The sequence below is a fragment of the Candidatus Pseudothioglobus sp. Uisw_041 genome (genome assembly GCF_048087625.1).
Taxonomy (GTDB): Bacteria; Pseudomonadota; Gammaproteobacteria; order PS1; family Pseudothioglobaceae; genus Pseudothioglobus.
Genome location: NZ_CP159805.1, coordinates 1,263,367 through 1,284,138 on the forward strand (window position 1 = coordinate 1,263,367; position 20,772 = coordinate 1,284,138).

The following is a 20,772-nucleotide window of genomic DNA, read 5'->3' on the forward strand; positions in this document are numbered from 1 at the left end:
TACTTTTTTGAATCATGAGTAAAAAATAATTTACGATTGTTCAAAAGTAACAAAAATAATTAAATAGCAAACTTTTAAATACATGACTAATATCGCTGAAGAATTTTTAAAGAATAACCCAGATTTAAAAAAAATTGAATTTATATATGTTGACTTTAATGGCATTCCAAGAGGAAAATATGCCGCACCAAAAACCCTAGTTAAAGCTTTTGATGGTGGCCTTAAAATGCCTATATCAAGCTATGTGCTTGATGTTTGGGGTGACAACCCTAAGGGAACTGGACTAGTGATGTCAGGCGACGGTGATGCAATATGTAGGCCCGTTATAAGCTCACTAGCAGTCACTCCATGGAGCACTCGCAAGACAGCCCAGTGCCTTGTTAGCATGGAAAATGGTCATGGAGAGGCAATTTATGCTGACCCAAGACAAATCCTATCTTCAGTTCTTGAGCGTTTTCAAAAGCTTAATTTAAAGCCAGTTATCGCACCTGAAATGGAATTTTATCTTGTTGATAAACAATTGCAAAAAAATGGCCATCCACAAATGCCAATCATTCCAGGCACAAACAGAAGATATGAAGATGTTCAGCTTCTCAACTTGAATGAGATGGATGACTTTGAAAGCTTCTTTGCCCTAGTAGAAAAAAGTGCTCACTCTCTAGGGATTCCTGCTGAGACTGCAATTAAGGAGTGTGCACCTGGACAATTTGAAATTAATTTACTACATCATGATGACGCCCTCTTGATGGCTGATCAAGCCTTTTTAATGAAACGCTTAATTAAAAACTGCGCCAGAGAATTTAATATGAATGCCACCTTTATGGCCAAACCTTTTTCAGATCAAGCTGGCAACGGTATGCACGCGCACCTAAGCATTATTGATAAAGATGGTAACAATGTTTTTACAGTCGACAAAGATAAACAGCCTCAAGGTATTTTTGCTAACTCTATTGCGGGCCTTTTAAAGAATGCCCCTGATTTTCTTTCTTTTTATGCGTCCCATTCAAATTCATATCGACGTTTAGTTCATAATGCAGATCACGCTCCAACAACATTAAGCTGGGGTAATGAAAATAGGACTGCCCTAGTAAGATTGCCGGAGGCATCCTCAAAAGCAACGCGTTTAGAGTTTAGACTTCCAAGTGCAGACTCTAATCCTTACTTAGTATTCGCATCTATTCTTTCAAGTGTTTTGTCAGGAATAACAAATAAATATCCACTTGATAAAGAAACCATTGGAAATGCTCATGCGCAGCATGAAGCTGCATTAGGAATAACCTGGAGAGAGGCCGTTCAAAAAACAAGTGAATCCCTAGTAGTTAAAGAATTTTTTGGTGAAAAGTTTCAAAAATCCTATCAATGCGTCAAAGAATCTGAGATAAAAAGATTTGAAAGTACGATTACTGACTTTGAATATAACTCATATTTAAGGCATCTTTAATATATGATTGAATTGTAATTTCAAAAAAAGGTGCCTATTAAAGAATAAACTTTAATATAATCTAGTTAGTAAAAATAAAAGGAGAATAATAATGAAAAATAAATTAAATAATCTACTTATTGCTGGAGCGTTAACATTTACCGCTCAAGCTGTAATTGCAGAAGAAGTAGTTAATGTTCTAAACTGGTCTGATTATATTGATGAGCAAGTTAATACAGACTTTACAGCTGCAACAGGTATTAAGGTTGTCTATGATGTGTTCGATTCTAATGAAGTCCTCGAGGCTAAGCTTCTTGCAGGAAGCTCTGGATACGACGTTGTCGTTCCTTCAAGTAGTTTCTTAGCGCGTCAAATTGAAGCGGGTGTTTTCCAAAAATTGGATAAATCAAAATTATCAAATATTGGAAATATGTGGAGCGACATTGAAGAGCAGGTTGCACAATTTGGCCCACTAAATGACTACTCTGTTAACTACATGTGGGGAACAACAGGTATTGGCTACAACGATGGTTTAATTAGTGAAAGGATGGAGAATGCTCCTACAACCTCACTTGCTATGGTCTTTGATCCAGATGTCGTTTCAAAATTTGCTGATTGCGGCGTTCATCTTCTAAATGCGCCAACTGAAATAATCCCTGCAGCACTTGCTTATCTTGGTGAAGATCCAAGAAGTACTGATTCGGATGTTATAGCTAAAGCAGAAGCTGTCTTGACTAAGGTTCGTCCGTATATTCAAAAATTTCACTCATCTCAGTACATTGATGCTCTTGCAAATGGAGATATATGTCTAGTTGTTGGCTGGTCAGGTGATATATTTATGGCTCAGTATGCAGCCTGGGATGCGGAGAATGGCGTAGAAATCGTTTATTCGATTCCTGATGAAGGTGCTCTAATGTGGTTTGATCAATTGGCAATTCCAGACGACGCTCCTAATGCTGATAATGCGCATAAGTATATTAACTGGATAATGGATCCTGAGCAAATTGCAACAGCAACAAACTATGTTTGGTATGCAAATGGTAATCTAGCCTCTCAACCTCTCCTAGAGGAAGACCTTCTAAATGATCCAGCAGTTTATCCAACACCTGAGGTTATGGAAGGTTTATACATTAGCCCAACATACGATTCTAAATCTCAAAGAGTGGTAACACGTACCTGGACTAAAGTCACAACAGGTCAGTAACTTTAAACTACTATTACCTTCATGATGCTATGCATCATGAAGGGTTTTTAATAATCATAATTCTATGTCTGAAAATATTAAAGTCAGCCCTTGGCTCGATTCAAGTCAGAAGCCGTATATCCAAATTCAAAATGTCACCAAGCGGTTTGGTGAATTTACAGCAATCGATAATTTAACTTTAGATATCTACAAAAATGAATTTTTCTCCTTACTGGGTCCTTCTGGTTGTGGAAAAACAACGCTCCTTCGAATGCTTGCAGGCTTTGAAAAAATCACTGACGGCAAGATTCTTGTGGATGGAGAAGATATATCTGAAATACCTCCTCACCTAAGGCCAATTAACATGATGTTCCAGTCCTACGCACTTTTTCCTCATATGACTGTTGAAAAAAATATTGCCTTTGGATTAAAGCAAGACAATCTCCCTGCTAACGAGATTAATCAAAGAGTAGAGGAAATGCTCGAGCTTGTTGAGCTTACTCACTTTGCTAACCGCAAACCTAATCAGCTCTCTGGAGGTCAAAGTCAAAGAGTTGCTCTTGCAAGAAGCTTAGCCAAGCGTCCAAAATTATTACTCCTTGATGAGCCTTTAGGAGCGCTCGATAAAAGATTGAGAGAGCAAACTCAGTTTGAACTTATGGATATTCAGGAAAAACTAGAGGTCACTTTTGTTATTGTCACCCACGACCAGGAAGAGGCGATGACTGTTTCAAGTCGAATCGGCGTCATGGATTCTGGAAATTTAGTTCAAGTTGCAACACCTACAGAAATCTATGAGGCACCAATCAACAAGGATGTTGCTGACTTTATAGGTGACGTTAATATATTAAAAGGAATCTATAAAGGACAAAATGAAGTTGGCACTCAGTTGTTTTCTGAAGACTCAAATTCAATTGTGTTTGCAACACAAGAAGTTGGCGCCTCAGTTGAAGATGAAATGTGGTTTGCAATCAGACCAGAAAAACTTGAAATATCAAAAGTAGAGCCTTCTCATGATCACAATATATTAAAAGGAACGATTGAAGATATTGCCTATGGAGGAAGCTTTTCCACTTACCATGTCAAACTAGATAATGGAAGAATCTTAAAAGCAATACGTGCAAATCGTGAAAGAACTAAAGAGCATCATTTAACATGGGATGATGAAGTTTACCTTCAATGGGCTCCACATTCTGCTGTGGTCCTTCTTTCTTAGCTTCCTGTGAAGCTTATGCAAACAAATCCAAACTTTTTTAAAAGTATCTTTAATGGAAGAAATGCCGTAATTGCAATTCCATATATTTGGCTGCTTTTGCTTTTTTTACTGCCTTTTATCTATGTTTTAAAAATAAGTTTTGCAGAAACAATTTATGCAAGGCCGCCATACTCCTCGCTTCTAATTTGGGGAGATTCATGGCTACCTTCAATTAAAGCAAGTTTTGATAACTATTTATTTCTTTTTAGTGACTCTTTGTATATTAAAGCCTATCTTTCAAGTTTAAAAATTGCTTTTATCTCAACAATAGTTACTCTAATAATAGGGTACTCAATAGCTTATAGCGTCGCAAGAGCTCCCACCCGATGGAGGGGAATATTGCTAATGCTTGTTATCCTTCCTTTTTGGACTTCTTTCTTGATAAGAGTTTATGCGTGGATTGGAATACTAAAGACGGAGGGCTTACTAAACTTAGCTTTAATGTCCATTGGAATTATTGAAAAGCCACTCATGATAATGAACACTGATCTTGCAGTCTATATTGGCATTGTTTACTCTTATCTGCCTTTTATGATTCTTCCTCTATATGCAAATCTTGAAAAAATGGATATGAGTTTATTAGAAGCTGCAGCTGATCTTGGGTGCAGACCCTTTAAAACCTTCTGGACAGTAACTGTTCCACTTTCTCTATCTGGAATTATCGCTGGTTGCTTCTTGGTTTTTATACCAGTTATGGGTGAGTTTGTAATCCCAGATTTACTTGGTGGCTCTGAAACACTAATGATTGGAAAGGTTCTTTGGACAGAGTTTTTCTATAATCGAGACTGGCCAGTGGCCTCAGCAGTCGCAATCCTTCTACTTGCAATTCTCGTTGTCCCAATAATGCTTTACCAAAGGTCACAAGAGAAGGCAATATCATGAAAAAGTTTGGTAGCTTCAATATTTTCTCATTGATTCTTGGATTTTCATTTTTATATATACCAATAATATTATTAATTTTATTTAGCTTTAATGAATCAAGATTAGTTACAGTTTGGGGCGGTTTCTCAACTAAGTGGTATGGTGAGCTATTGCAAAACCAGGGTATAAAAGATGCGGCCTGGGTAACAATAAAAGTTGCCTTTGTTTCTTCAACTATTGCAACAATTTTAGGAACTATTGCTGGCCTGGTAATGACTCGTTTTGGTAATTTTAAAGGCAGGACTCTTTTTTCAGGGATGATCTATGCACCAATGGTTATGCCTGAAGTAATCATTGGGCTATCAACTTTACTTATGTTTGTAGCGCTTGCAATTGATCGAGGTATTTTTACTGTTACTTTGGCTCATATAACATTTTCAATGTGCTATGTTGCAGTTGTTGTGCAGTCAAGAATGTCAAGCTATGATGATAGTCTTACGGAGGCGGCGCTGGACTTAGGGTGCACCCCATTTAGAACGTTTATCTTAATTACACTTCCAATAATCCTCCCAGCAGTTATTTCTGGCTGGCTTTTATCTTTCACTCTGTCACTTGATGATCTAGTAATTGCGAGCTTTACTTCTGGCCCAGGATCTACAACCCTTCCAATGAAAATATATTCTATGGTGAGACTTGGAGTCACTCCTGAAATAAATGCAGTTTCAACAATCTTAGTAGGAGTTGTCACTCTAGGAGTCATAGCCGCCTCATTAATTGGAAGACGACAGAAACAACAAATTCTAAAAACACAACATACGTGAAGGACATTTCAGATCAATAGAGCATTATAATTAGCACCTTTAAAGTTCAACACAGCTACAAGGATAAATTATGCTAAAAAATATTAACCTTTTAAAAACTCATGGCTACATCAACGGACAGTGGGTTGGGGATGATGCTCAATCGCGTTTTGATGTGACTAATGCTTATACAAATGAAGTAATTAGTACTTTGCCAGACATGGGTAAAAAAGAAACTGATGAGGCCATCGATGCAGCAAATGCCGCGTGGCCTGATTGGCGCAGCCGAACTGCTAAAGAAAGAGCAATTATCTTAAAAAAATGGTTTGATTTAATCATGTCTAATCAAGAAGATTTAGCTATATTAATGACAGCAGAACAAGGAAAGCCATTAGCAGAAGCTAGAGGTGAGGTTGGTTATGGCGCATCCTTCATAGAATGGTTTGCAGAAGAAGGAAAAAGGACCTATGGTGACATAATTCCAACGCCTGCAAATGACAGAAGAATACTTGTAATTAAACAACCAATCGGCGTTGTAGCTTCAATCACGCCTTGGAATTTCCCAATCGCAATGATCACAAGAAAATGTGCTCCTGCAATTGCTGCAGGCTGTCCAGTTGTTATTAAGCCTGCTGCAGAAACTCCATTATCAGCGCTAGCAATTGCAGAGCTTGCTGAGCAAGCTGGAATACCCAAAGGAATAATAAATGTAGTTGTTGGAACTAATTCAAGTGAAATTGGACAAGCCTTAACCAGCAGCCCAATTGTAAGAAAACTTTCATTTACTGGCTCAACTGCCGTTGGAAAAATTCTAACACGCAACTGCGCCGACACAATGAAAAAAGTATCTATGGAGCTAGGAGGCAACGCTCCATTTATAGTCTTTGATGATGCCGATATCGACTCTGCAGTTTCAGGCGCACTAATATCAAAATTTAGAAATACTGGACAAACCTGCGTTTGTACTAATCGCTTTTTGGTTCAAGAGGGAATTTATGACGAATTTGTAACTAGACTTGCTGAGGCGGTTAAAACCCTAAATGTTGGAAATGGAATGGATGAAGGAGTTAATCAAGGTCCATTAATAAGCCTTAAAGCACTTGATAAGGTTAAAGACCACTTGTCAGATGCTGTTGATCGAGGCGCTGTAATTGTTGCAGGTGGAAAACCTCATCAAAATGGTGGCACTTTGTTTGAGCCAACGGTCATTAGCAATGTTGATAGCTCTATGAAAATGGCTTCAGAAGAAACCTTTGGGCCACTTGCACCGGTATTCAAATTTTCAACTGAGAAAGAAGCGATAGATATGGCTAATGATACCGAGTTTGGACTAGCCTCTTATTTTTATACAAATGATATTAATAGAATATGGCGTGTATCTGAAGCCTTAGAATACGGAATGGTTGGTGTTAACGAAGGCGTCATTTCGAATGAAGTAGCTCCATTTGGTGGAATCAAAGAGTCAGGATTAGGAAGAGAAGGTTCGCACTATGGAATAGATGACTTTCTCGAACTAAAGTACATTTGTATGGGCGGGCTAAAGTAATTTTTTTTTAAACCTATTACTTTAATTTAGCTCAATAACTCTACTAACATTTTTAAACATGATTTCCAGTGCGCCTTTTCACTGGTTGGTATAATAGCGCATTTGAATTTATAAAATACAATAATGAAAGTTGGAATTCTTGGTCTTGGTACAGTTGGTGGTGGCGTTGTAAATGTATTGCAAAAAAATAGTGAATCTATTGAAAGGCGCACGGGCGTTAAAATAGAAGTTGTTTTAGCAGGCGTTAGAGATGTCAAACAAAAACGTATCTGCGATACCTCAAACATCAAATTAACTATAGATCCTTTTGAGGTTGTCAATCACCCTGATGTTGATGTAGTTCTTGAGCTAATTGGTGGAATTGGACTTACAAAAGAGCTAGTTGAAACAGCCATAAATAATGGAAAACATGTCATTACTGCCAATAAGGCGTTGATTGCGAATCATGGTAATGCATTAATTAAACTAGCCAATAAAAAACAAGTACGACTTTTATTTGAAGCCTCAGTGGCTGGAGGGATTCCAATAATAAAATCCCTTGAACAGGGCCTCAGTGCAAATAATATTGAATCGCTCGCTGGAATAATTAACGGTACGGGTAACTTTATTCTTACTGATATGAAGGAAAAGGGAAGGGATTTTGATGATGTTCTTAAAGAGGCGCAAGCATTAGGTTACGCAGAAGAAGACCCAACTTTTGATATCGAAGGCATTGATGCTGCTCATAAGTTATCTATTCTTGCTGCAATTGCATTTGGCACTGAACTACAATTTGATAAAGTCTCTACCAAAGGTATTAGTGATATAACGACTGAAGATATCATTCATGCTTCAGAGCTCGGTTATACAATTAAGCATCTAGGAATAGCAAAAAGATCTGGTGATGGAATCGAACTTCGAGTGCACCCTACTCTAGTTCCAAGTAAGCAATTAATTGCACAAGTCGATGGCGTGATGAATGCAGTTATGGTTAAAAGTGATGCCTTAGGAACTAGCTTATATTATGGCGCTGGAGCTGGTGATGAGGCTACCGCTTCTGCAGTTATTGCTGATCTAAATGACATCATTAACAATCAAACAAGTAATCATATCTTAGGCTGGAAATCTCAACAAAAACTTCCTGTAATTAAAAGTGATGATATTCATAGTGAATTCTTTTTAAGGTTATTAGTGAGTGACATTAAAGGAGTCCTTGCTAAAGTTACGGGAATATTTAATGACCATAATGTTAGTATAGATGCGCTAATTCAAAAGCAAGCCGATGAAAACAATAACGCTCATATAGCAATAACAACTGATAAAGTTAGCACTAAAACGATCATGAGCATCAAAAAATCGATTGAGGCGAGCGACTTTAATCAAGCAGAAGTTCAAATTATACATATTGAATTACTTGACTAAACTAATAGAGAGAACTATGAGATATACAGGATTAATTGATAAATATAGAGACACTCTGCCTGTCAGCGACAACACTCGCATCATAAGTCTTGGTGAAGGCAATACGCCATTAATTAGACTTGAAAATATCCCATGTGAAATGGGGACGCAAGTTGAACTATATATAAAGTATGAAGGATTAAATCCTACAGGATCATTTAAAGATCGCGGAATGACTATGGCAGTTACAAAGGCTGTGGAAAGTGGCTCTAAAGCAATTATTTGTGCGTCAACTGGAAACACTTCGGCTGCAGCTGCTGCCTATGCTGCAAGAGCAGGAATTAAAGCATTTGTTCTCATTCCAGAAGGAAAAATTGCGCTAGGCAAATTAGCACAAGCAATGATACATGGCTCTACTATTATTCAAATTAAGGGTAACTTTGATGACGGCATGCAGCTCGTTAAAGATGTTGCTGAATTTGCACCCGTCTCAATAGTCAACTCAATCAATCCTTTTAGGCTGCAAGGTCAAAAAACTGCAGCATTTGAAATTATTGAAGAGCTTGGTCATGCTCCAGATTACCACTGCCTCCCTGTTGGTAATGCAGGAAATATTACTGCGCACTGGATGGGCTATACAGAATATCACGAGAAAGGAAAAGCAGATTCAACACCTACCATGCTTGGTTATCAAGCTGAAGGTGCTGCTCCATTTATTCAAGGCTCGAGAGTTCATAACCCAGAAACTATTGCGACTGCAATAAGAATTGGAAATCCTCAAAGTTGGGATCAAGCTTTAAAACTTAGTAAAGAATCAAACGGATGGTTTGATGCATTTTCAGATGAAGAAATTTTAGCAACACAAAAGATGCTTACTGAAAAAGAAGGAATTTTTTGTGAGCCAGCATCTGCAATATCAGTTGCAGGAGCCTTAAGAGATATAAAGTCAGGAAAAATACCTGATGGCTCGAGCGTTGTATGTACTCTTACAGGTCATGGCCTTAAAGATCCTGATACGGCAATTGCTCAATGCGATACTAATGCAATGATCAACGTTAATCCAGCACTTGAGGAAGTAAAAAAAGCCATCTTAAACAATATGTAGTTCTAAAGGCTTTAAATTTGTGATAATAACTATCAAATTATGAGCAATAATAACTATAAAACAATTGATCAATGCATAGGAAAGACTCCTTTAGTGAGGCTGCAAAGATTAAATCCAAATCCGACTAATATAATTCTTGGTAAGCTCGAAGGCAATAATCCAGCTGGGTCTGTTAAAGATCGCGCCGCCCTTAATATGATTACTGAGGCAGAAAATAGGGGTGAGATTCATCCTGGAGACACTCTTATTGAAGCAACTAGTGGAAACACAGGCATTGCCCTAGCTATGGTTGCAGCAATTAAGGGTTATCAGATGATTCTGATTATGCAAGAAAATCTATCGCAAGAGAGAAGAGATGCGATGACTGCGTATGGTGCAGAATTAATTTTAGTGAGCAAAGAGCTTGGTATGGAAGGAGCGCGTGACCTTGCAAATCAAATGAGCTCAGAAAATAAAGGCCTTCAGCTTAACCAATTTTCTAATCAAGATAATCCAAGCGCTCACTATGCCTCAACTGCCAGAGAGATTTGGAATGATACAAATGGAGAAATTACACATTTCGTAAGCTCCATGGGAACTACTGGCACTATTATGGGCGTTTCAAGGTATCTCAAAGAAAAAAATCCAGCAATACAAATTGTAGGGATTCAACCTGATGATGACTCGCACATTCCAGGAATTAGGAGGTGGCCTAAAGAGTATCTCCCCACTATTTTTGACTCAACCAGAGTGGATAAAATTATGGATATCTCGCAATCAAGTGCAGAGCAAGCAACAAGGGATCTTGCAATTCGTGAAGGCATCTTCTCTGGTGTATCAGCTGGAGGCGCAGTAGCTTCAGCAATCGAGCTTTCTAAGCAGGTTAATAATGCCGTTATTGTTACAATTATTTGTGATCGTGGTGATCGCTATCTTTCTACAGGGGTCTTCAAAGCCTAAAAATCTAGATTTTTATATGTTTCTATCTGTTTTGAAGGCTAATTTTCTTCAAAAATATGTGTACAATTGTAAATTCGTAAATTCTTAAAATATAAATAGGAGAGACAAATGAGTATTAAGCTAGGCTTTACAAAGTCGTCGATTGCATTTGCAGTCGCGCTATTATCATTAAACATGACAGTTCAAGCAGGTGCAGTTTATGATTATATTAAATCAAACAATGAATTAATGATTGCAACTGATGCAAACTGGGCACCATATTCTTACATTAACGATGCCGGTGAAATGGAAGGTTTTGACGTTGATGTTGGTAGAGAAATTGCTAAGCGTATGGGTGTAGAAGCTCGCTTCATCACTCCTTCATGGGATATTATTACTTCAGGTAACTGGAATATGCGTTGGGATGTATCAGTTGGCTCTATGACGCCAACAGAAACTCGCTCTGAAGTGCTCAACTTCCCTGCAGTTTATTATTACACTCCAGCTGGTTTTGCTGTTCATACAGATTCACCTATAACAACATTGGCAGGTTTAAATGGGAAAAATGTTTGTACTACAGCAGCCTCAACTTGGGAAATGTATCTTGAAGGAAGTCTAGATATGATTGATGCTCCAGCATTTACATATAAAGTTACTCCAGGAACAATTACTTCACTTGCTGACGGTCATACATGTCTTGATGACACTCGCCTAGGTGCTGGTGTTCGTAATGACGGTATTATTGATTCTATTCCGATGATTCAAGGTGCTATAGAAGATGGATATCCAATTCGTTTCTTAGGTGACCCTGCTTTCTTTGAACCTCTTTCAGTAGCAACTGACAAAGGTAATGATGACCCTGAGTTAGATGCAGAGATTGCTAGAATTATTGCTGATATGAAAAAAGACTACACATTGACTTCAATGTCAATGAAGTGGTTTAAAAATGCAGATGGTAGTTCAAATGACTATACTATTGCATTTTAATTAAAGCATTTAGTTTCATAAGTTTTAATTAGTTTTAGAGAAAGGTATGTTCGTCGATACCGTTATTGAAGATAAGTCGCTGCACAAACCAGCGTTCCTTTTAGGATTATCAATAACGGTATTGGCGTTTTTCTTTGCTTTTAATTTTACCAACACCATATTTGGTGAATTCCTCAGTCCAGTTATTGGAAATCCACAAGAAAGTGGGTTTTTTGGTCGACTGGTTGTTTCGTTTGTACTTTCAATAATATTTGTCCTAAATTTATTATTAATTAGCTTTGCTAGGTTGAAAATTCAAATATTCATTGTTTGGATTGAATTATTTTTTCTTTTTCTTGCTTTTGCCTACTCTTTTGATCTTGAGTTAGCGTATATATTTATCGGTGAGCCAAGCAAAATTTGGCTTATGATTTCTAAGGGTCTATTTACTACGATTTATATTTCAGCAGTTTCAATTGCAATTGCTACTGCTATAGCAATCGTTGGAGCTATTGCTAAACTTTCAAATAATGGCTTTGCTTATGCGATAGCAAGTTTTTATACGTCTTTATTTAGAGGACTCCCTCTTCTTCTACAAATTTATCTAATTTATATGGGTCTTCCTCAACTAGGATTCATGATTGATGCTATTCCTTCTGGTATTGCAGCTCTGTCACTTTGTTATGGTGCCTACATGACGGAGATTTTTCGTGCAGGTATTCAAAGCATACCAAAAGGGCAATGGGAAGCCTCAAGAGCATTAGGTTTTAAATTTGGACTGATACTTCGAAAAATTATATTACCCCAGTCAATACCAATTATAGTTCCACCAACTGGCAATCAATTTATTGCGATGCTTAAGGATAGTTCTTTAGTTTCTGTTCTTGGGATTTGGGAGTTAATGTTCATGGCCAAAAAAATAGGCTCGAAAGATTTCAATAATTTAGAAATGCTACTGACAGCTGCAATGATTTATTGGGCCCTTACAATCATTCTTGAAATGATTCAAGCTCGCATTGAAAGAAAATACCAACAAAAAGCTTGATTGTGAATACTAAAGCTAAAAATGAAAACCCTGTTATATCACTGGATGGTGTCAGCAAATGGTATGGAGATTTTCAGGCGCTTAAAGATATAAATCTTGAAATAAATCTTAAAGAAAAAATTGTCATCTGTGGCCCATCTGGATCAGGAAAATCGACTCTAATTCGATGTCTCAATCGACTTGAGGCTCATCAAGAAGGTAAAATTCATGTTAGTGGAGTTGAGCTTCATGAAACCATGAAGGATGTTGATATTGTTCGAAGAGACATTGGAATGGTATTTCAAAATTTTAATTTATTTCCACATTTAACTGTCCTTGAAAACTGTATGGCTGGTCCAAACTGGGTCAGAGGAATTGATAAAAAAGAAGCTGAAAAAAGAGCAGTTGCCATGCTTGAACAAGTTAAGATACCAGAACAGGCAGACAAATATCCAGACCAACTATCTGGCGGACAACAGCAGCGAGTTGCTATTGCCAGGAGCTTATGTATGGAGCCTAAAGTCATGTTATTTGATGAGCCAACTTCAGCGCTAGACCCCGAAATGGTTTCAGAAGTTTTGGATACCATGGTCGAGCTTGCAAATAGCGGCATGACAATGATTTGTGTTACTCATGAAATGGGCTTTGCCAGGCAAGTTGCAGACAGGATAATATTTATGGCAGACGGGGAGATTGTGGAGCAAAATACTCCAGACGAATTCTTTAATAACCCAAAAAGTGATCGAACTAAAACTTTTTTAGACCAAATTCTTATCTAATTTTTTAAACATTTTTAAAATAATCTTTAAAAGCATCAATAACCACCAAAATATCTTCTTTACTAATACCTAAGTGACATACTAGCCTTCCTCGATCAAGATTAGAAATTATAATATTTCTATCATAAAGATGTTTTCCTAAGCTTTCTCTGTGCTCTTCTGGACAATCTACAAAAACCATATTTGTTTGATTTTCACCATAGTCTATAGTTAATTCAGAAACTAATGACAGGCCACTAGCAAGATATTTTGCATTATCGTGATCCTCTTGAAGCCTCTTTACATTATTCTTTAACGCATACATTCCATAAGCAGCGATAACACCAACTTGTCTCATGCCGCCACCAAGCATCTTTCGTAATCGTAAGGCTTTATTAATGGTAGCTTGATCACTTACTAAAAGAGACCCAATTGGTGCGCCTAAGCCTTTTGATAAACATATTGATATACTATCAAAACTTTCTGTTAAAGCCTTCATTGTTTTACCTGTATGTATATGTGCATTAAATAAGCGTGCACCATCCAAGTGTACTTTTAAGCCTTTACTATGTGCAGCTTTTGCTAATGCATCAAGCTCCTGTTGAGGCTGAACTTTTCCAGAAAAAGTGTTCTCTAAACAAAGAAGTTTTGTTACGGCATAGTGAGGATCATTATCTTTAATTTGACTGAGCATATCACTTACTTTCATAGATCCAGATGCTGAAGTATCAATAGGACAAATCCCCACACCACCTAAAACTGAAACTCCTCGAGCCTCATAAACATTAGTATGATAGTGTCTTCCAATCAAAACCTCATCACCTCTTTGGCAATGGGCGAGCATAGCAGTTAAATTACTTTGAGTGCCACTAGGGAAAAATAAGCTTGCTTCTTTTCCCAGAAGATTTGCGGCATATTCTTGAAGCTCGATTACTTCAATATCCTCTTGGTAAACATCATCACCAAGTTTTGTATTATCAATACTTGCAAGCATTTCATTGGATGGTAAAGTAATTGTATCACTTCGAAAATCTATTGGACCCTCTAACTTCTTTTGGTTACTAATATTTTTCTTATATTGGCTCATAACTGATTTACTCTTAAGACTTGTATTCTGGATAGGCTAAAGTGGCTACAAGATGAGTTCTGGGCTCATCTCCACCATTAAGAGCGGTGTGGTAACCCCTCGTATCCGTAAAATATACGGAGCCATCAGCAGGAAGGTGGGTGCAGTGATGATTAACTATAAATAAAGAACCCGGGTTTGTATAAATTGGAATATGTATCCTTGGCTCAGGATCTCTATGCCATGAATTGCAATTAAAGCTATCTTTCTCTAATATGCGAACCCTTCCAATAGGGTAACGAGCTGACAGCTCCTTGTGAATGGTTTCAAAATAAGTACCCTTAAACACTTCAACAAGCTCAGTAAATGAACCTTCATCAACTAACTCATCCTTGGCTATCTCTTCATAGCTATCATCTAAGCGAGTATAGTAGCGACCCACAAGATTATTATCAGACTCAACAGAGCTATTCTTTCTGCGAGTCATCGCAAGAGCATGAAACCCTGACGCAGCGGTTTTAAACTCTGACATAGCTTTAACCTCATCAAGTGCTTCGCGCATTTGATTAATATCAAACTTAAGATTTAATTTGATAATGTGCTCATTTCCTTTAAAAGAAGCAACTGATTCAATATCAACTTTTTTATTGATATATGAATTTAACTCTTTTGTGTCTTGCAAGATGCTCATCAGTTTATTTTTTTTGAAATAAAGATTTAAATTATATAACTAATTTTTAAAAAGGCTTAACAACAACAAGAATGATAATGCCAACAAGAAGTAAAACTGGAAACTCATTAAACCATCGATAGAAAGTATGACTACGTGTATTTTTATCTTCAGCAAATACTCTCACCAAATAGCCACAATAAAAATGATACGCAATTAGAACTGCAACTAAAGCTAGTTTAAGCTGAAGCCAATATTGATCAGCATATACTTCCCAAGCATAGCCATAGAGCATCCAGACGCCCATAAGCGTTGTGATAATGAAGCTTGGCATCATAATGCCTCTATATAGTTTTCGCTCCATTACTTTGAAGCGCTCTATACTAATCTCATCAGTTGACATAGCATGGTAAACAAAAAGTCGCGGCAAATAAAACAGTGCTGCAAACCAAGTTATTACCGTCAAAATGTGAAAAGCCTTAATCCAAAGCATTTGAACTCCAAATAGTTACATAATACCGTCAGAATACAATGAATTTATAGGATTAATTAAAGAAGTTATATGAAACACTATCTATTGATTAACAGTTATTATGTTGATTGACATAGTAAAATTTGCCTAGTCTTTATAATTGAACTTTAATGCTAAACTTTTTTAAAAAAAATCAAAGCCCTGAGTCTGAAGGTGAGACAAAAAAACCTTCACTAAAAGATCGGCTATTCAAATCCAAAACTAAACTTGGAGATGGTCTTTCATCCCTTCTTATGGGTAAAAAGAAAATAGATGAAGCACTTCTTGAAGATTTAGAAATGCTTTTAATTGGAGCAGATATAGGTATTCAAACAACTGACAAGGTTATTGAATCTGTGAGAAAAAAAGCATCTAGAAAAGAACTTAAGGACAGTGATGGTCTTTATGAACTTATAAAAATTGAACTTGAATCATTCTTAATTAAAGAAAATTTACTACAAACAAATGTTGATAAAACTTTTGTTATTCTTGTTGTTGGTATCAATGGTGCTGGAAAAACTACCACGATTGGTAAGCTTGCTAAGCTATTTCAAAGTGAGGGAAAATCTGTAATGCTTGCAGCTGGAGACACTTTTCGTGCTGCTGCTGTTGAGCAGCTTCAAGTTTGGGGAGAGAGGAATGATATTCCAGTCATCGCTCAAAAAACAGGGGCAGACGCAGCCTCGGTTGTATATGATGCTTACCAGTCAGCGATTGCTAAAAATATTGATATCTTAATTGCAGATACTGCAGGAAGACTTCATACACAAAATAATTTAATGCAAGAGCTTGAAAAAATTAAGAGAGTACTTAAAAAGCATAATGAAGATGCACCACATGAAACTCTCTTAGTTATCGATGGTGGGTCAGGTCAAAATGCGATTCAACAAGCAAATGAATTTCATAAATCCATTAACCTATCAGGACTCGCCGTCACTAAACTTGATGGAACAGCTAAAGGTGGAGTTTTATTTGCAATTTCAGACTCTCTTAAACTGCCTATTCGTTTTATTGGGGTTGGGGAAGCAATCGATGATTTAAAACCTTTTAATGCAAAAGATTTTGTTGATGCTTTATTTGATTAGTTAACTTATTTATGATTTTATAGAGCTACTGATAGTGTCAATCTTCTTAGCAAGCTCAGTATCAAGCTTTGTTATTCCACCCTCACTATGAGTAATCAAATTAATCTCAACTCTATTATAAACATTTGACCATTCTGGGTGATGATCCATAGCTTCTGAGGTAATTGCAACTTCCGTCATAAAACCAAAAGCTTGGATAAAGTTAGAAAACTTAAACGTCTTAGAAAGCTTTTCATTAACGATACTCCAGTCATTATGCTCTTCTAAATATACATTTAATTGTTTATTAGTTAAAATCAAATTAAACCTCGTTTAAGAGCTCTTTTGCTCCCATAGATAATAGCTTATTAGCAACAAGCTCACCTAATACCTTTGGCTTTGATATGTCGCCACTTTCTTCTACCCTCAAAATAACTCCAGAATCAACATTACCAACCATACCCTTAAGTCTCATCTCAGTGTTATTACTGGTTGCGTAGCCACCAATTGCAACTGAACATCCACCCTCAAGAGTAGAATTCATTGCCCTTTCAGCACAAACCTCATTCATGGTTTTTTTATTTACAAGCGGCTCAATAAGGCTAATTATGTCCATATCACCTTTTCTAATCTCTATACCTAAAGCACCCTGACCAACTGCTGGTAGGGATTTTTCAGCGCTCAGATGCTGCTTAATTCTACCTTCAAAACCCAGCCTTATAAGGCCTGAGCATGCCAAAATAATAGCGTCATACTGACCTTCATCTAGCTTTCTTAATCGAGTATTAACATTTCCTCTTAAATCTAAAATGGCCAAATCAGGTCTTAATGCTTTTAATTGAACTATACGCCTTAAACTACAAGAACCAACTCTAGCTCCATGTGGAAGTTCACTTATACTATCAAAATCATTTGAAACAAATGCATCAAAAGGATTTTCTCGCTCCAAGATTGCGCCAACCTCGAATTCCTTTGGAAGCTCATAAGGAACATCTTTCATAGAATGAACAGCAATATCAGCCCTTCCTTCCAGAATACCTATTTCGAGCTCTTTAATGAATAGGCTTTTGCCACCAATTTTTGAAAGTGGTGAATTTAATATCTTATCGCCCTGAGTAGTCATTTTTACCAACTCAACCTCTATATCAGGATTAAAAAATTGCAGTCTTGACTTTACAAACTCTGCCTGCCAAAGGGCCAGAGGGCTTTTACGTGTTGCAATTTTAAGCACTGTGATAATGTCTCCAATTCAATTTACTACCAACAATATTTTATCGGGTGTTTATTAATAATGTTGGCTTTTGCCAATTATATTTATAATGATAAAACATATATTTTTAGTAATCAAAACTCACCTAAAAAAGGTTTTTATATTATTTTCAGTAACTTACCGCCTATATAGTGGAATAATGTGCAGTTATTGAAATTCGTATTAATGACAGAGTAAATTGAACTATGAAGTCTGAAAAAAATCATTTATGGGGTGGGCGCTTTAATCAGCCAACAGATGAATTTGTCAAAATTTTTGGCGCATCTGTTACCTTTGATAAAGTTCTTGCAATCTATGACATTGAGGGTTCTATTGCTCATGCAACAATGCTCTGTGAAGTTAATGTCCTTACAAGCACTGAGCTAAAAAAAATACTTGAAGGTCTTGATAAAGTCAAAGATGAAATAGTAAATGATCAATTTAACTGGTCAGTTGAACTGGAAGATGTTCACATGAATATTGAATCAAGGTTAACTGAAATTTGTGGAGATTCAGGGAAAAAACTTCATACTGGTCGCTCTCGAAATGATCAAGTTGCAACTGACATTAGACTCTACCTTAGAGATCAAGTACGGCTAATTACAAAAGAGTTAGAAAGACTTTTAAATGCTCTTCTTGATCTAGCAGAGCAAGAAAAAGATACGATTATGCCTGGGTTTACTCACCTTCAAGCTGCTCAGCCAATTAGCTTTGGCCATCATTTACTGGCCTATTTTGAGATGCTCAAGAGAGATCGTGAGCGCCTGCAAGAGAGCTTTAAAAGAATTAATACAATGCCATTAGGGAGCGCTGCTCTTGCGGGAACTAGTTATCCAATTAATCGCGAACGTACTGCTGAACTTTTAGGATTTGAACGAATAAGCTTAAACTCGATTGATGCTGTCAGTGACCGTGATTTTGCGATTGAGTTTGCTTCAAATGCGAGTCTAATTATGATGCATCTTTCCAGGTTTTCTGAAGAGCTAATTCTATGGTCAAGCGCACAATTTGAATTCATATCTCTTCCTGATAGCTTTTGCACGGGCTCATCCATTATGCCTCAAAAGAAAAATCCAGATGTTCCAGAATTAGTGCGAGGTAAGACTGGCCGAGTAACTGGTAATTTAATTTCCCTATTAACAATAATGAAAGGTCAGCCGTTGGCATACAACAAGGATAACCAGGAAGATAAAGAGCCGCTATTTGATAGTGTTGAAACTATTTATTCTTGTCTTCGTGTTTTTGCTGATATGGCTCCAACGATCAAAACTAACAAAGAAAACATGTATCAATCTGCTCTTAAAGGTTATACAACTGCAACTGATTTAGCAGATTATCTTGTAAAGAAGGGTTTAGCTTTTAGAGATGCGCATGATGTTGTTGGCAAGGCTGTCTCTTATGGAATCAAAGAAGGTAAAGACTTAAGTGAATTTTCAATTAATGAGCTCAAAAATTTTAACTCTTTAATTGAAGAAGATATTTTTGATGTAATCTCTCTAGAAGGTTCTGTTAACTCTCGAAATCATCTAGGTGGAACCTCCCCAAATCAAATTTCAATTGCCATTAAAGCAGGGCGAAAATCCATTAAGTAATGCGCATAGTTTTTGCAGGAACCCCTAAATTTGCTGTCGAATCTCTAGCCATTCTTCATAGATCTAATCATGAGGTAATTGGGGTATATTGCCAGCCTGATAGGCCAAAAGGAAGAGGAAAAGTTTTAACAGCTTGCCCAGTTAAGCTATACGCAGAAGAAAATAATTTGCGAGTTATTCAGCCTGAAGATTTCAGTAGTAAGCAAAATCAAAAAATATTTACCTCACTAAACCCAGATATCATGGTAGTTGCAGCATATGGACAGATACTTCCAAGTAAAGCACTGAAAACCCCAAGGAATGGATGTCTTAACATTCATGCATCTCTACTACCAAGATGGAGGGGAGCTGCCCCTATCGAAAGAGCGATCCTTTCAGGAGATAAAGAAACTGGAATTTCAATAATGCAAATGAATGAGGGGCTGGACACTGGAGATGTTTTACTTAAACAAAAATATTTAATTGCCAGCAATGAGACCTCTCAATCACTAACAGACTCTTTATCAATCATGGGGGCTGAATTAATCTTTAATGCTTTAAATCGATTAAATGAATTAAAGGCCACTCCTCAAAACAATAAAGACGCGATTTATGCAAAAAAGATTGTGAAAGGGGAAGCTCAAATAGACTGGCATCAAAGTGCAAAAAATATAAGCCTGATGATTAGAGCCTTTAATCCAAGACCTATAGCTCAAACCAACGCAAAAGCTAAACAATTCGAAAGCAAGGTTATTAGAATTATTGAGGCTGATGAAGTTCAACATGAATCTTCAAAAATCCCAGGAACAATCATTGAGCAAAGTAAAAATAATTGTTATATTGCGACTGGAAATGGCGTCTTAAGCCTCAAGAGAGTCCAGCTTTCTGGAAAAAATGAAGTGTCAATTAAAGACTTTAATAATGCTTACCAATTAATTGAGCTAAGCTAAAAATATATTCTTAGTTAGAAAATCCAACCTGTCTCCAGGCCTCATAAGCTACTATTGAAACACAGTTTGAAAGGTTTAGGCTTCTCGAGCCTTTTTGCATGGGTAGAGTTATACCATCATATTCATCCATTATCTCTTTTGGAAGGCCCTTAGTTTCAGAGCCAAATAGAAATGAATCATCACTATGGTATTTAATGTCAGCATAGCTTCTACTCACTTTTGTACTTACAAAATAGAGTTTAGCTGGGTTAGCTTTGTCTAAGTAGTCATCAAAATTTTCATATTCATAAACCTGAGCTAACTCTTTATAGTCAAGCCCAGCTCGTCTTAAGCGCTTATCATTAATCTCAAATCCATAAGGCTTTATAAGGTGAAGATTTGCACCCATATTTGCTGACAAACGTATTAGACTTCCTGTATTACTGGGTATCTCGGGTTGGTATAAAACTAAATTTAACATACAGCTACTTTTCAC

21 protein-coding genes are annotated in these 20,772 nt (G+C 36.9%); 15 read left to right on the forward strand and 6 right to left on the reverse strand.

The features are described from left to right. Positions 1–82 precede the first annotated feature (82 nt). From ABXT44_RS06420 to ABXT44_RS06475, 12 genes are all read left to right on the forward strand, one after another. Entirely contained in the window at positions 83–1,441 is a 1,359-nt protein-coding gene (locus ABXT44_RS06420; protein WP_416686405.1) for a glutamine synthetase family protein, read from the forward strand. 91 nt (positions 1,442–1,532) lie between these two features. After that, positions 1,533–2,624, forward strand: a complete 1,092-nt coding sequence (locus ABXT44_RS06425; protein WP_271541051.1) for a polyamine ABC transporter substrate-binding protein — start codon at positions 1,533–1,535, stop codon at positions 2,622–2,624. Positions 2,625–2,688: 64 nt separating this feature from the next. Further along, complete coding sequence (locus ABXT44_RS06430) at positions 2,689–3,819, forward strand: ABC transporter ATP-binding protein (RefSeq protein ID WP_416686406.1); 1,131 nt, start codon at positions 2,689–2,691, stop codon at positions 3,817–3,819. A 15-nt stretch (positions 3,820–3,834) separates the two neighbouring features. After that, entirely contained in the window at positions 3,835–4,740 is a 906-nt protein-coding gene (locus ABXT44_RS06435) for an ABC transporter permease subunit (RefSeq protein WP_416686407.1), read from the forward strand. Beyond that, entirely contained in the window at positions 4,737–5,540 is an 804-nt protein-coding gene (locus ABXT44_RS06440) for an ABC transporter permease (protein ID WP_416686408.1), read from the forward strand. The genes ABXT44_RS06435 and ABXT44_RS06440 overlap by 4 nt, the downstream gene beginning before the upstream one ends. A gap of 70 nt (positions 5,541–5,610) precedes the next feature. After that, positions 5,611–7,065 carry an NAD-dependent succinate-semialdehyde dehydrogenase gene (locus ABXT44_RS06445; protein WP_416686409.1) on the forward strand — a complete coding sequence of 485 codons (1,455 nt, stop codon included), beginning with the start codon at positions 5,611–5,613 and terminating at the stop codon, positions 7,063–7,065. A gap of 123 nt (positions 7,066–7,188) precedes the next feature. After that, on the forward strand, positions 7,189–8,466 hold the full coding sequence (locus tag ABXT44_RS06450) for a homoserine dehydrogenase (protein WP_416686410.1): 1,278 nt from the start codon (positions 7,189–7,191) through the stop codon (positions 8,464–8,466). Positions 8,467–8,482: 16 nt separating this feature from the next. Next, a complete protein-coding gene (thrC, locus tag ABXT44_RS06455; RefSeq protein WP_416686411.1) occupies positions 8,483–9,550 on the forward strand; it encodes a threonine synthase in 1,068 nt (355 codons plus the stop codon). A 39-nt stretch (positions 9,551–9,589) separates the two neighbouring features. Next, complete coding sequence (gene cysM / locus ABXT44_RS06460; RefSeq protein ID WP_416686412.1) at positions 9,590–10,489, forward strand: cysteine synthase CysM; 900 nt, start codon at positions 9,590–9,592, stop codon at positions 10,487–10,489. A 108-nt stretch (positions 10,490–10,597) separates the two neighbouring features. Then, the gene (locus tag ABXT44_RS06465; protein ID WP_416686413.1) at positions 10,598–11,455 is read left to right on the forward strand and encodes a transporter substrate-binding domain-containing protein; all 858 of its coding nucleotides are present in this window, start codon (positions 10,598–10,600) and stop codon (positions 11,453–11,455) included. 46 nt (positions 11,456–11,501) lie between these two features. Continuing rightward, a complete protein-coding gene (locus tag ABXT44_RS06470) occupies positions 11,502–12,479 on the forward strand; it encodes an amino acid ABC transporter permease (RefSeq protein WP_416686414.1) in 978 nt (325 codons plus the stop codon). A gap of 2 nt (positions 12,480–12,481) precedes the next feature. Next, the gene (locus ABXT44_RS06475) at positions 12,482–13,237 is read left to right on the forward strand and encodes an amino acid ABC transporter ATP-binding protein (RefSeq protein WP_271541071.1); all 756 of its coding nucleotides are present in this window, start codon (positions 12,482–12,484) and stop codon (positions 13,235–13,237) included. Positions 13,238–13,241: 4 nt separating this feature from the next. Here the strand turns inward: ABXT44_RS06475 and ltaE are convergent, their stop codons facing one another. From ltaE to hemJ, 3 genes are read right to left on the reverse strand one after another with little or no spacing between them, the layout of a single operon-like run. Next, the gene (gene ltaE / locus ABXT44_RS06480) at positions 13,242–14,303 is read right to left on the reverse strand and encodes a low-specificity L-threonine aldolase (RefSeq protein WP_416686415.1); all 1,062 of its coding nucleotides are present in this window, start codon (positions 14,301–14,303) and stop codon (positions 13,242–13,244) included. Positions 14,304–14,316: 13 nt separating this feature from the next. Beyond that, complete coding sequence (locus ABXT44_RS06485) at positions 14,317–14,973, reverse strand: hypothetical protein (RefSeq protein WP_416686416.1); 657 nt, start codon at positions 14,971–14,973, stop codon at positions 14,317–14,319. Positions 14,974–15,019: 46 nt separating this feature from the next. After that, positions 15,020–15,445: a protoporphyrinogen oxidase HemJ gene (hemJ, locus tag ABXT44_RS06490; RefSeq protein WP_416651297.1), complete on the reverse strand. Its 426-nt coding sequence runs from the start codon at positions 15,443–15,445 to the stop codon at positions 15,020–15,022. Between the two features lie 149 nt (positions 15,446–15,594). Here hemJ and ftsY point away from each other — a divergent pair, with 149 nt between their 5' ends. Next, positions 15,595–16,548, forward strand: coding sequence for a signal recognition particle-docking protein FtsY (gene ftsY / locus ABXT44_RS06495; RefSeq protein WP_416686417.1), 954 nt, complete (start codon positions 15,595–15,597; stop codon positions 16,546–16,548). 9 nt (positions 16,549–16,557) lie between these two features. Here ftsY and ABXT44_RS06500 read toward each other — a convergent pair whose 3' ends face one another. Both ABXT44_RS06500 and hemC read right to left on the reverse strand, forming a co-directional pair. Continuing rightward, positions 16,558–16,848, reverse strand: a complete 291-nt coding sequence (locus tag ABXT44_RS06500; RefSeq protein ID WP_416686418.1) for a 4a-hydroxytetrahydrobiopterin dehydratase — start codon at positions 16,846–16,848, stop codon at positions 16,558–16,560. A 1-nt stretch (position 16,849) separates the two neighbouring features. After that, positions 16,850–17,767, reverse strand: coding sequence for a hydroxymethylbilane synthase (gene hemC / locus ABXT44_RS06505; protein WP_416688457.1), 918 nt, complete (start codon positions 17,765–17,767; stop codon positions 16,850–16,852). A 215-nt stretch (positions 17,768–17,982) separates the two neighbouring features. On the opposite strand from hemC, the gene argH reads away from it, so the two are divergent. Both argH and fmt read left to right on the forward strand, forming a co-directional pair. Continuing rightward, positions 17,983–19,368, forward strand: coding sequence for an argininosuccinate lyase (gene argH / locus ABXT44_RS06510; protein WP_416686419.1), 1,386 nt, complete (start codon positions 17,983–17,985; stop codon positions 19,366–19,368). Next, entirely contained in the window at positions 19,368–20,297 is a 930-nt protein-coding gene (gene fmt / locus ABXT44_RS06515; protein WP_416686420.1) for a methionyl-tRNA formyltransferase, read from the forward strand. Before argH ends, fmt begins: the two co-directional genes overlap by 1 nt. Positions 20,298–20,307: 10 nt before the next feature. Here the strand turns inward: fmt and ABXT44_RS06520 are convergent, their stop codons facing one another. Next, entirely contained in the window at positions 20,308–20,757 is a 450-nt protein-coding gene (locus ABXT44_RS06520; RefSeq protein ID WP_416686421.1) for a tRNA (cytidine(34)-2'-O)-methyltransferase, read from the reverse strand. Positions 20,758–20,772: the final 15 nt, after the last annotated feature.